Source organism: Streptomyces sp. MMBL 11-1 (assembly GCF_028622875.1).
Lineage (GTDB): Bacteria > Actinomycetota > Actinomycetes > Streptomycetales > Streptomycetaceae > Streptomyces.
Genome location: NZ_CP117709.1, coordinates 7,111,844 through 7,123,939 on the forward strand (window position 1 = coordinate 7,111,844; position 12,096 = coordinate 7,123,939).

The 12,096-nt window shown below is 73.2% G+C and carries 10 protein-coding genes and 1 tRNA gene; 10 read left to right on the forward strand and 1 reads right to left on the reverse strand.

Going from position 1 to position 12,096, the window contains the following annotated elements:
* Positions 1-75: 75 nt before the first annotated feature.
* From PSQ21_RS31395 to PSQ21_RS31430, 8 genes are all read left to right on the forward strand, one after another.
* The gene (locus PSQ21_RS31395) at positions 76-1,278 is read left to right on the forward strand and encodes an inositol-3-phosphate synthase (RefSeq protein WP_274034684.1); all 1,203 of its coding nucleotides are present in this window, start codon (positions 76-78) and stop codon (positions 1,276-1,278) included.
* The gene (locus PSQ21_RS31400) at positions 1,275-2,621 is read left to right on the forward strand and encodes an SCO3242 family prenyltransferase (RefSeq protein ID WP_274034685.1); all 1,347 of its coding nucleotides are present in this window, start codon (positions 1,275-1,277) and stop codon (positions 2,619-2,621) included. Before PSQ21_RS31395 ends, PSQ21_RS31400 begins: the two co-directional genes overlap by 4 nt.
* Positions 2,618-3,490, forward strand: a complete 873-nt coding sequence (locus PSQ21_RS31405; RefSeq protein WP_274034686.1) for a sugar phosphate isomerase/epimerase family protein — start codon at positions 2,618-2,620, stop codon at positions 3,488-3,490. Before PSQ21_RS31400 ends, PSQ21_RS31405 begins: the two co-directional genes overlap by 4 nt.
* Entirely contained in the window at positions 3,484-4,173 is a 690-nt protein-coding gene (locus PSQ21_RS31410; RefSeq protein WP_274034687.1) for an EboA domain-containing protein, read from the forward strand. Before PSQ21_RS31405 ends, PSQ21_RS31410 begins: the two co-directional genes overlap by 7 nt.
* On the forward strand, positions 4,173-5,021 hold the full coding sequence (locus PSQ21_RS31415; RefSeq protein ID WP_274034688.1) for a TatD family hydrolase: 849 nt from the start codon (positions 4,173-4,175) through the stop codon (positions 5,019-5,021). The genes PSQ21_RS31410 and PSQ21_RS31415 overlap by 1 nt, the downstream gene beginning before the upstream one ends.
* 7 nt (positions 5,022-5,028) lie before the next feature.
* Entirely contained in the window at positions 5,029-6,204 is a 1,176-nt protein-coding gene (gene eboE / locus PSQ21_RS31420) for a metabolite traffic protein EboE (RefSeq protein WP_274034689.1), read from the forward strand.
* Complete coding sequence (locus PSQ21_RS31425; RefSeq protein WP_274034690.1) at positions 6,201-7,595, forward strand: nucleotide pyrophosphatase/phosphodiesterase family protein; 1,395 nt, start codon at positions 6,201-6,203, stop codon at positions 7,593-7,595. The genes eboE and PSQ21_RS31425 overlap by 4 nt, the downstream gene beginning before the upstream one ends.
* An 80-nt stretch (positions 7,596-7,675) precedes the next feature.
* The gene (locus PSQ21_RS31430; protein ID WP_274034691.1) at positions 7,676-8,752 is read left to right on the forward strand and encodes a sugar phosphate isomerase/epimerase family protein; all 1,077 of its coding nucleotides are present in this window, start codon (positions 7,676-7,678) and stop codon (positions 8,750-8,752) included.
* Between the two features lie 95 nt (positions 8,753-8,847).
* On the opposite strand, the gene PSQ21_RS31435 is transcribed toward PSQ21_RS31430, so the two are convergent.
* Positions 8,848-10,152 (reverse strand): DUF2254 domain-containing protein, encoded by a 1,305-nt coding sequence (locus tag PSQ21_RS31435; protein WP_274034692.1) that lies wholly within the window; start codon positions 10,150-10,152, stop codon positions 8,848-8,850.
* A 164-nt stretch (positions 10,153-10,316) separates the two neighbouring features.
* Here PSQ21_RS31435 and PSQ21_RS31440 point away from each other — a divergent pair.
* Positions 10,317-10,404 (forward strand) — tRNA-Leu (locus tag PSQ21_RS31440).
* 612 nt (positions 10,405-11,016) lie between these two features.
* Positions 11,017-12,042: a YihY/virulence factor BrkB family protein gene (locus PSQ21_RS31445; protein ID WP_274034693.1), complete on the forward strand. Its 1,026-nt coding sequence runs from the start codon at positions 11,017-11,019 to the stop codon at positions 12,040-12,042.
* Positions 12,043-12,096: the final 54 nt, after the last annotated feature.

A 12,096-nucleotide genomic window follows, 5' to 3' on the forward strand; every position in this document is an offset into this window, starting at 1 on the left:
CGACGGGCGGGGGAAGCACCCACCTTCCCCCGCCCGCCGTCCCCCACCCCCGACATCGCCCCAGGGAGGCAGCCCGTGACCGCACGCGCCGATCGTGAAGGCCGAACCGACGCCCCAGGCCGCATCGACACCCCGAGCCCCTCGGAGGCCACCGGCCCCGTGAGCGCCGCGGGCCGCACCGGCGTCTGGTTCATCGGAGCACGCGGCTCCGTGGCGACCACCGCCACCGCGGGCTGCGCCGCCATCGCCGCGGGCCTGCACCCGCCGACCGGCATGGTCACCGAGACGCCCCCCTTCACCGACAGCGGCCTGCCCGCCCTGACCAGCCTGGTCTTCGGCGGCCACGACACCCTCGACTGCCCGCTCGCCAAGCGGGCCGAGGCCCTGGCCGACGGCGGTGTACTGCCCCACGGACTGCCCTCCGCCGTACGCGCCGACCTCGACGCCGCCGACGCCGAGATCCGCCCCGGCGGACCGCTCCCCGGCGACACCCGCACCGACCAGGAACTCATCGCCGCGTTCGCCGCCGACCTCACCGACTTCGCCCACCGCCACGCCCTGGCCCGCACCGTCGTCGTCAACGTCGCCTCCACCGAACCCGCGCCAGGACCCGACGACACCCGGCTGCCCGCCAGCTCGCTCTACGCGGCCGCCGCCCTGCGCGCCGGCTGCTCCTACGCCAACTTCACCCCGTCCACCGGCCTGCGCGCCCCCGCGCTCACCGACACCGTCGCCTCCAGCGGACTTCCCCACGCCGGACGCGACGGCAAGACCGGCCAGACGCTGCTCCGTTCCGTGCTCGCCCCGATGTTCCTCCAGCGCGCCCTCGCCGTACGGGCGTGGTCCGGGTCGAACCTGCTGGGCGGCGGGGACGGGGCGGCGCTGGCCGATCCGGCCGCCGCCGCAGCCAAGAACGCCGGCAAGGAACGCGTCCTGGCCGACACCTTCGGCACCGCCCCCGAGGGCGAGGTGCACATCGACGACGTGCCCGCGATGGGGGACTGGAAGACCGCCTGGGACCACATCGCCTTCGACGGCTTCCTCGGCTCCCGCATGATCCTCCAGACCATCTGGCAGGGCTGCGACTCGGCCCTCGCGGCCCCGCTCGTCCTGGACCTGGCCCGGCTGCTCGCCCGCGCCCACGAGGCCGGGATCAGCGGCCCCCTGCCGGAGCTGGGCTTCTACTTCAAGGACCCGGACGGCGGCACCTCGGCGGCGCTCGCCGAGCAGTACACGACGTTGCTCACCTTCGCCGAGCGGCTGCGGGCCCAGGCATGAGGCGGCGACGGCGAGCCCTCCCGGCCGTGCTCGCGGCGGCCCTGTCGGTGCTCCCGGCCGGGCGACGGAACGGCTTCGCACACGGCGGGCGAACGACCGCCGCGGCCGATGATCGTCTGTCCGGTGCGGGTGGGACTGCGCCCGCACCGGACAGGCCCGAACCACCCCGCACCGGCCGGAGCGGGGAGCCGGGCGCGGGCCCCGGCCCGGCCCGGCCCGACGCGGGACCCGCCCGGGGCGTGCCCCGGGACCGGCTGCGGGCCTGGGCGGAACTGCTGCGGGTCTCCGCCCTGTTCTCCGTGCCCGGGGACGCCCTGGCGGGCGCGGCGGCGGTGGGCCGCCGCCCCGGCCGGGGCACCGCCCTGGCGATGGGCGCCTCGCTGTGCCTGTACGAGGCGGGGATGGCCCTCAACGACTGGGCCGACCGCGACGAGGACGCCGTGGACCGGCCGCACCGCCCGATCCCCTCGGGCCGGATCAGCCCGGCGGCGGCCCTGGGCGCGGCCGGAGTGCTGACCGCGGCGGGCCTCGCCCTGGCGGCCCGGGCCGGCCGCCCCGCGCTGACCGTCGCCACGGGCCTGGCCGCCACGGTCTGGGCCTACGACCTGCACCTGAAGCACACGAAGGCGGGCCCCGCGGCCATGGCAGCGGCCCGCTCGCTCGACCTGCTGCTGGGCGCGACGGCGACGGCGACGGGGCCCGGAGCGCCGACCGGGGGAGGCCGCCCCGACAACGTTGCCGCAGCGGCGGCCCCGGCAGGGGCCGTACCGGCCCTCGCGACCCCGGCGGCGGCCCGCGGCACGGCGGTGTCGGGACCGGCCCGCGGCGGCCTGACCGCATCCCTGCCCGCCCTGCCCGCCGCCCTGGTGCTCGGGGCCCACACCTACGGCGTCACCGCCGTATCGCGCCACGAGGCGCAGGGCGGCTCCACCGCCACCCCGCTCGCGGTGCTGGCCACGACGACGGGACTCGCGGCAGCGGTGCTGAGGCAGCCCCGGGGACAGGCCCCCGACCGGCCCGGCGCGAGAAGGGCCGAGGCCGACGGCGGCACCGTCGCGCCGCGCCTCGACGCAGGCCCGCTCGGGAAGGTCACCGACCCCGTCCGGCTCCTGGTCATCGCGCTCGCCGGCGCCTACCTCCGTACCGCGGGCCCGCCCCTCCTGCACGCCGCGCTCAACCCGTCCCCGCCCCTCACCCAACGCGCGGTCGGCGGAGGCATCCGGGCCATGATCCCGCTCCAGGCCGCGCTCGCCGCCCGCGCCGGGGCACCCGTCACCGGTCTCGCCGTCATGGGGCTCGTCCCCCTCGCCCGCAGCCTCGCCCGGAAGGTGAGCCTCACATGACCCTCCACCTCGGATACGGCACCAACGGGCTCACCGACCTGCGCATCGACGACGCCCTCGGCCTGCTCGCCGACCTCGGCTACGAGGGCGTCGGCCTGACCCTCGACCACATGCATCTCGACCCCATGGCCCCGGACCTCGCCGAGCGCACCCGGCAGGTCCGGCGCAGGCTCACCTCCCTCGGGCTCCGGGTCACCATGGAGACCGGCGCCCGCTACGTCCTCGACCCCCGCCGCAAACACGGCCCCTCCCTCCTCGACCCGGACCCCGACGCCCGGGCCGCCCGCACCGCCCTGCTGGTCCGCGCCGTCGACGTCGCCGCCGAACTCGGCGCGCACGCCGTCCACTGCTTCAGCGGCATCACCCCGCCCGGCACCTCGCCGGACACCGCGTGGCAGCGGCTCACCGAAGCGATCGCCCCCGTCCTCGAAGCCGCCGACCGGTCCGGCATCCCTCTCGCCATCGAGCCCGAACCCGGTCACCTCCTCGCCACCCTCGCCGACTTCCACCACCTGCGCGGCCTCCTCGGCGACCCGGGACCGCTCGGCCTCACCCTCGACATCGGCCACTGCCAGTGTCTGGAGGACGCGACGCCCCTGGAGTGCGTCAAGGAGTCCGCCCCCTGGCTCCGGCACGTCCAGATCGAGGACATGCGGCGCGGAGTCCACGAGCACCTCCCGTTCGGCGAGGGGGAGATCGACTTCCCGCCCGTGCTCGCCGCCCTGGCCGCATCGGACTACCGGGGCCTCACCGTCGTCGAGCTGCCCCGCCACTCCCACGCGGGGCCCGAGCTGGCCCGCACGTCGATCGACTTCCTGCGCGACGCCATGACACGCGGCACCGCGCCCCAGGGAGCCGCCTCGTGCTGAAGTCCCGCGAGGAACTCGACGCCGAACTCGGCGGGGCCGCCAGGGCCTGGCTCGACGAGGCCCTGGCCGAGGCCGCCCACGACGCGGCCACGCCCCACGCCCCCGGCCGGGCGGCGACCGGCCCGTACACCTCCCCGCCGTGGGAGCTGCGCTACGCCGCCGCCGGCCGGCACTGCGGACCGGAGCACGCCGACTCCGTACGCTCCCTCCTGCTCGTCGAGGCACGCGCCACGCCGCCCTCCGTCACCCGGCTCTACGAACAGGGCACCGCCGCCGAACGCCGCGCCGTCCTGCTCACCCTGCACCGCCTCGACCTCGGCTCCACCGCGCTCCCGCTCGTCGAGGACGCGCTGCGCGCCAACGACACCCGGCTGGTCGCCGCCGCCGTCGGCCCCTACGCCGCCGAGCACCTGGACGCCCATGCCTGGCGGCACGCCGTACTGAAGTGCCTGTTCACCCACGTGCCGGTCGCGGCCGTCGCCCGGCTCGGCGACCGGGCCCGCGGGGACGCCGAACTGGCGCGCATGCTCAGCGACTTCGCCGCCGAACGCACCGCCGCCGGCCGCGATGTCCCCGAAGACCTGCGCACGGTTCTCGCTCTCACCGCCCCGGCCGGCGAGGGCGAGAACCAGGCCCCGCCGACCGCAGCTCCCGCAGCCCCCGCCCCCACGGAGGAGTCCTGATGCGCATCTTCGACCCCCACATCCACATGACCTCCCGCACCACCGACGACTACCAGGCGATGTACGACGCGGGCGTCCGCGCGCTCGTCGAACCCTCCTTCTGGCTCGGCCAGCCCCGCACCTCACCCGCCAGCTTCTTCGACTACTTCGACGCGCTCCTCGGCTGGGAGCCCTTCCGCGCCTCCCAGTACGGCATCGCGCACCACTGCACGCTCGCCCTCAACCCCAAGGAGGCGAACGACCCCCGCTGCACCCCAGTCCTGGACGCGCTGCCCCGCTACCTCGAAAAGGACGGGGTCGTCGCCGTCGGCGAGATCGGCTACGACTCCATGACCCCCGCCGAGGACCACGCCCTGGCGGCCCAGCTCCAGCTCGCCGCCGACCACGGGCTGCCCGCCCTCGTCCACACCCCGCACCGCGACAAGCTCGCCGGTCTGCACCGCACCATCGACGTCATCCGCGAATCGAACCTCCCCCCGGAGCACGTCCTCCTCGACCACCTCAACGAGACAACGGTAAAGGCCGCCACCGACAGCGGCTGCTGGGCCGGATTCTCCATCTACCCGGACACCAAGATGGACGAGGACCGGATGGTCACCATCCTCCGGAACCACGGCACCGAGAAGATGATCGTCAACTCGGCCGCCGACTGGGGAAAGAGCGACCCCCTCAAGACCCGCAAGGTCGCCGACGCCATGCTGAAGGCCGGCTTCACCGAGGACGACGTCGACCAGGTCCTGTGGCGCAACCCGGTCGCGTTCTACGGTCAGAGCGGCCGCCTCCAGCTGGACGTCGCCGCCCCCGATCCACTCCACGAGGGCAACTCCATCCTGCGCGGCGGGGAGTGAGGCGGGCATGCGCTTCCGCCACCCGGACGGCTCCACCGTCCACCTCGCCTACTGCACCAACGTCCACCCCGCCGAAACCCTCGGCGGCGTCCGCGCCCAGCTCCGCGACCACTGCGAACCCGTCCGCCGCCGACTCGGCCGGGACCGGCTCGGCATCGGCCTCTGGCTCGCCCGGGACGCGGCCCGCGCCCTGATCAACGACCCCGCCGAACTCCGCGCGCTGCGCGCCGAACTCGACAGCCGCGGCCTTGAAGTGGTCACCCTCAACGGCTTCCCGTACGAAGGATTCGGCGCCGACGAGGTCAAGTACCGGGTCTACCGGCCGGACTGGACCGAACCCGACCGCCTCGCCCACACCACCGACCTCGCCCGCCTCCTGGCCGCCCTGCTCCCGGACGACACCACCGAGGGCACCATCTCCACCCTGCCGCTCGCCTGGCGCACCCCCTACGACGCCGACCCCGAGGCGGCCCGCGCCGCCCGCGCCGCCCTCACCACGCTCGCCCAGCGCCTCGACGCACTGGCCGAACTGACCGGCAAGTCCATCCGCGTCGGCCTCGAACCGGAACCGGGCTGCACGGTCGAGACCACCGCCGACGCCATCGCCCCGCTCAGGGACGTGGCCCACGACCGGATCGGCATCTGCGTCGACACCTGCCACCTCGCCACCTCCTTCGAGGACCCCGGCACCGCACTCGACGCGCTGACCGCCGCCGGCATCCGCGTCGTCAAGTCCCAGCTCTCCGCCGCCCTGCACGCCGACCACCCCCACCTGCCCGAGGTCCGCACCGCGCTCGCGGCCTTCGCCGAACCCCGCTTCCTGCACCAGACCCGCACGAGCACCGCCGCCGGGCTGCGCGGCACCGACGACCTGGACGAAGCCGTCGCCGGCCGGGCGCTCCCCGACAGCACGCCCTGGCGCGCCCACTTCCACGTACCGCTCCACGCACCCCCGGCGCCCCCGCTGACCTCGACGCTCCCCGTGCTCCGCGACACGCTCACCCGGCTCGTCGGCGGACCCGTGCCCCTGACCCGCCACCTGGAGGTCGAGACGTACACCTGGCAGGCGCTGCCCGCCGAACTGCGCCCCCGCACCCGCACCCAGCTCGCCGACGGCATCGCCGCCGAACTCACGCTCGCCCGCGACCTCCTGGTCGACCTCGGCCTCAAGGAACTGCCATGACCGACGAAGCCGCCCCCGGCCCCACCCCCCTCCTGGTCCTCGACGTCGTCGGCCTCACCCCGCAGCTCCTGGCCCACATGCCGAACCTCCGGGCCATGGGGGAGCAGGGGGCGAAAGCACCGCTCTCCACCGTCCTGCCGGCCGTCACCTGCGCCGCCCAGTCCACCTTCCTCACCGGCGCCATGCCCGCCGAACACGGCATCGTCGCCAACGGCTGGTACTTCCGCGAGCTCGGCGACGTCCTGCTGTGGCGCCAGCACAACGGGCTCGTCGCGGGCGACAGACTCTGGGACGCGGCCCGCCGCGCCCACCCCGGCTACACCGTCGCCAACATCTGCTGGTGGTACGCGATGGGAGCCGACACCGACTGGACGGTCACCCCGCGCCCCGTCTACTACGCCGACGGCCGCAAGGAACCCGACTGCTACACCCGGCCCCCCGCCCTGCACGACGAACTGACCGACAAGCTCGGCACGTTCCCCCTCTTCCACTTCTGGGGGCCCGGCGCCGACCTCGTCTCCTCCCAGTGGATCATCGACGCCACCCGGCACATCATCGCCACCCGCACCCCCGACCTCGCCCTCTGCTACCTGCCCCACCTCGACTACGACCTCCAGCGCTACGGCCCCGACGACCCCCGCTCCCATCGGGCCGCCGCCGACCTCGACCGGGCCATGGCCCCGCTGCTGGCCGACGCCCGCGCCGAGGGGCGTACCGTCGTCGCGCTCTCCGAATACGGCATCACCCGCGTCGACCGCCCCGTCGACATCAACCGCGCCCTGCGCCGGGCGGGCCTCCTGGAGGTCCACACCCAGGACGGCATGGAATACCTGGACCCGATGACCTCCCGGGCCTTCGCCGTCGCCGACCACCAGATCGCGCACATCTACGTACGCCGCCCCGAGGACCTGGAGGCGACCCGGGCGGCCCTCGCGGACCTGCCGGGCATCGAGCAGCTCCTCGACGACGAGGGCAAGAAGGCGCACCACCTGGACCACCCCCGCTCCGGCGAACTGGTCGCCGTCGCGGAGAAGGACGCCTGGTTCACGTACTACTACTGGCTCGACGACGCCCGCGCCCCCGACTTCGCCCAGCTCGTCGAGATCCACCGCAAACCCGGCTACGACCCCGTCGAGCTGTTCATGGACCCCCAGGACCCCTACGTCCGGGTCAAGGCCGTCTCGGCGGTCGCCCGCAAGAAGCTCGGCCTGCGCTACCGCATGGCGGTCGTCCCCCTGGACCCCTCACCTGTTCGCGGCAGCCACGGCCGCCTCCCCGAGAGCGACGACGAAGGTCCGCTCATCCTCTGCTCCACCCCCCACGCATTCACCGAACGGGTCAGGGCCACCGAAGTGAAGTCCCTGCTCCTCCAGCTTGCCGGACTGCACTGACATTCCCCGTCACGCACCCGGCACCGCACCACTCCACCCCGTAACCCACCCCGTCAGGTCACCAAGGGAGTCACGCGAACATGAGCCGCACCTCCAAGGACACCGAACTCGCCCGCAGACTGAGCCGCCGCAACATCCTCGGTGTCGCCGCCGGAGCCACCGCCGCCACGATCATCGGCACGGCGAGCGCCCAGGCCGACAGCCGCGACCGCGGCCAGGGACACGGCAAGGGCCACGGTCACGGCCACGGCCACGGCAAGGGCAAGCCCGTCCTGCCGCCCGGCCGCCTCGGCATCCAGCTCTACAGCCTCCGCGACCAGATCTCCACCCTCGGCTTCGCCCCCGTCTTCGCCGAACTGGAGAAGTACGGCTACGACGAGATCGAGCTCGCGGGCTACACCCAGGGCTCGGCCGGCCCCATCACCCTGGCCCGGCTCAAGCGGCTGGCCCGGGACCACGGCCTCAACCCGATCGGCAGCCACGTCGGCTACTACGACGACAACAACCCCGGCGCCTACACCTTCGCCCAGAACCTGGAAAAGGTCCTGGACGACGCCCAGGCCCTCGGCCTCAAGCACATCGGCACGGCATCGGGCCCGTTCCGCTACGGCTCCACGGTGGACGGCTGGAAGCGGGCGGCCGAGGACTTCAACACCTACGGGGCGGCCGCCCGCAAGCGCGGCATGAAGTTCTACCAGCACAACCACGCCGAGGAGTTCTCCTTCGCGACCGACAAGCCGAACGTGCGCCTCTACGACGTCCTGCTCGCCGAGACCGACCCGGACCTCGTCTACCTGGAGCTGGACATCTACTGGGCCTACTGCGCCCAGTTCCGCTTCAGCAAGCGCGCGGACGGCAGCCCGGCCCCGCTCGACCCGCTGAAGTACGTCCTGAAGCACCCGAACCGCTACCCGCTCTTCCACGTCAAGGACGGGGTCCGCGACGAGACGACCCGCGACGGTTACCGCATGTCGGACGTGGGCGACGGGGACATCGACTACAGGACGTTCCTGTCCAAGGTCACCCAGCGCACCCACCACGGCCGGAGCTACCACCACTGGCAGGCGGAGCACGACAACCCGGTCGATTCGCTCGCGTTCGCCCGCAAGTCGAGCGAGCACCTGCACGCGCTGCGTGAGGGCCGCTGCGGCGACTGACCCGAGGGCCGCCGCGGCGACCGAGGTACGGGGCCGGGCCCGCCGGAACCACTCCGGCGGGCCCGGCCTCCGCCCTGCTCACGGCTCCAGGGCCACTACCCGATGCCCTGCCGGTCCGGAAGCAGGGCGAACTCCCGGTCGGCGGCCACCGGCACGTTCCGCTCCACGGTCTGCACGAGCAGCTCACGGTGCCTGAGCAGCGCCTTCCTCCGGTCCTCCGGGGCGAGCAGCAGCAGGTCGTCCAGTGCCGCCATGAGCCGGCGCGTCACCTGGGGGCTGCCGGCGACACACCACCGGATCTCCTCGAAGGCGAGGTCGACCAGGTCGTCCCACCCCGGGCCGTCCTGCACCAGGCGGACCCGCCCGTCCCGGTCCCGGTGGTGGACGGCGCCGAGCGGCAGGTGCGCCACGGCCGCCAGGAACTGCACGATCCGGTCCAGGCACTGCACGGCGGTGGTCGGATCGTTCACGGACGCCGACAGGGCCCGCAGGGCGATGTCCGCGAGCTGACGCAACCCGAACGCCAGATCCTGGTGCAGGGTCCGCTCCACCGAGACGGAGACCGTGTACCGCAGGCGGCGCGGAGGGGGCGCGGACCCGCCGTGGACGGCGAGCACCGGCGTCCCCGGCACCACGAAGTCCCCGATGCGTGGAATGAGCCGCAGCACGACGTCCTGCCGCCGCGCGGCCCGGACCAGCCGCGCGGTGTTGACGTCCCGCAGCACCCCGGCCCGCCCCTCGTGCAGCACCCGCGCGGTCTCCGGCCCCGGCCCGCCCTCCTCCCGCGGCCCCCTCGGCATCCGGTCCAGCACCCGGAACGAGTCGCGCGCGATCCTGTCCACGACCGGCCCCACCTGCATCAGCCGCAGTGTCGCGCTCACATAGACGACGAAGAGCAGCAGGCTCAGCCCGAGCATCACCAGGATGAGCAGGCTCTGCACCAACGGGACCGAGACCACCCGGCGCGGATCGCTCTCGCTCTCGTACGAGGAGAGCACCAGCAGCGAGAAGAGGAACGTCGCCAGGAACACCGTCAGTGTGAGCTTGCTGATCCGGCTCCTGACGAAGATCCGCACCACCCGGGGCGTCAGCTGGCCGCTCGCCATCTGCACCGCGACCAGCGAGATGCTGAACACGACGCCGATGAAGGTCATCATCGCCGAGCTGATCGTGGTGACGATCGTCTTCGCGTCCTGGGAGAACGCCATCAGCCGGCCCAGCTCGTCGTACGCCCCCTCCCGCTGGAGCAGCGCGACGATCGCGTCGTCCAGTTCGGTGGCGAGCAGCCACAGCACGAACACGCAGACGAACCCCATGATCGGAGCGGACCAGAAGGTGTCGCGCAGGTGCTCGCGCAGAGGGGACAGCGGGCGGGGCCGGCGATAGCCGCGATCACTCATGGACGCGAAGGTAGCCCCGGCACGTCCGAGGACCGGGGAGGCCGAGGTCCCACCGGCACGCCGCACCGCACTGACCACCGGATATGCGGGTGAAGGGCGCGCCGAACCCCTGGTATTGTTTTCCATGTCGCCGCGGGAAACACACCGCGAACGGCAGACACCTTGTCCGGGTGGCGGAATGGCAGACGCGCTAGCTTGAGGTGCTAGTGCCCTTTATCGGGCGTGGGGGTTCAAGTCCCCCCTCGGACACCAGCGAAGACCCCAGTTCATCTGGGGTCTTTTGCGTTGTGCCCCTGCGCATCCCGTGTCCCCGCCACGCCGGTCTGACGTAACGGTGGGCGCGTGTGTGCGGTGCGTGATCACTGCCCGTGGCTGACCGGGTCCTTCTCGGCGCCCATCCACACACTCGACAGGACTTGTCGGTGTCAGCGCACTGGAACATGGTTCATCGCGGAAAAGGGGGTACTCGCATCCACCGACCCGTACGGGACGACCGAGGAGGAACACTGAGTGACTTCGACGGTGGAAACCGTCCGCACGATGATGCGGCCGCGGCCGTGCAGCGGACGGCGCGAGCGAGAGCCGGCGAGGGCGCCGAGCCGGTGGGTGAGAAGGCGACGGACGTCGTCGGCACCGCCGGGCAGCACGCGGGCGAGAAGGCCGGCGAGGCCTCCGCCCGGGACGTGCGCGACCAGTCGGGCCGCCGGCCGGGCTGAGTGCCCACGCCGGGGGAGGGGCGTTCGCCGCGCCTTCACCCGAACGTGGCCCACCCGTCGTGCGAAGCCGCCCGTTCCCGGACAGTCCGCGCGCCGCGCACGCGTGATCGTCGCGCGGCGCTCCTCCGCATGAGTGGGGTGCACCTCGATGAAACAGACCGGCAACCCTCCCGATTCCCCCGCAGACGTTTCCCGAAAGTCCTGGGTCCAGGTGCTGAAACGCACGGCCAAGGGGTTCAAACGGGACGAACTGGCCGACAGGGCCGCGGGACTGACCTACTACGGCATCCTCGCCCTCTTTCCCGCCCTGCTGGTGCTCGTGGCCCTGCTCGGCATCGCGGGCGATGCGGCCACCCGCGCCGTCCTGGAGAACATCCAGAAGCTCGCGCCCGGTTCGGCCCGTGATGTGCTGACCGACGCGGTGACGCAGCTCCAGTCCAGCGGTGGGACCAGTTCGGTGCTGGCCGTCGTCGGCCTGCTGGGCGCTCTCTGGTCCGCCTCCGGATACATCGCCGCGTTCATCCGCTCCTCCAACGCCGTCTACGACATGCCGGAGGGCCGCCCGGCCTGGAAGGTGCTGCCGGTGCGCGTGGGGCTGACCCTGGTGCTGATGGTCCTCGCCTGTGCCGCCGCGCTGATCGTCGTGCTCTCCGGTGGCATCGCCCGGCAGATCGGAACGGCGCTGGGGGTGGGCGACACCGCGATGACGGTCTGGTCCATCGCCAAGTGGCCCGTCCTCGTGGTGCTGGTGGCCGCCATGCTGGCGCTCCTGTACTGGGCCGCCCCGAACGCCAAGGGGCGCGGTTTCAGGTTCGTGTCCCTGGGCAGCCTGCTGGCCCTGCTGATCTGGATGGCCGCATCGGCGGCCTTCGCGTTCTACGTGGCCAACTTCGGCTCGTACAACAAGACCTACGGAACTCTCGCCGGGGTCATCATCTTTCTCGTCTGGCTGTGGATCACGAACCTGGCGATCCTGCTGGGCCTCGAGTTCGACGCGGAGACGGCCCGGGAGCGGTCGGTCCTGAGCGGCCGGCCCGTCGACGAGGAACCGTACGTCGAGCCTCGCGACACGCGGAAGTGGACCGAGGAGGAACGGCGGTCCGCGGACCACCTCGACCTCGGGGCCACCGGGCGCCGAGGCCGTGACGCGCAGCAAGGGGGTGAGAGCGGCTGACGCGCGGGAAAGACTGATTGGCCCCTCCGCCCCCCTCCCGTCACGATCCGGTCT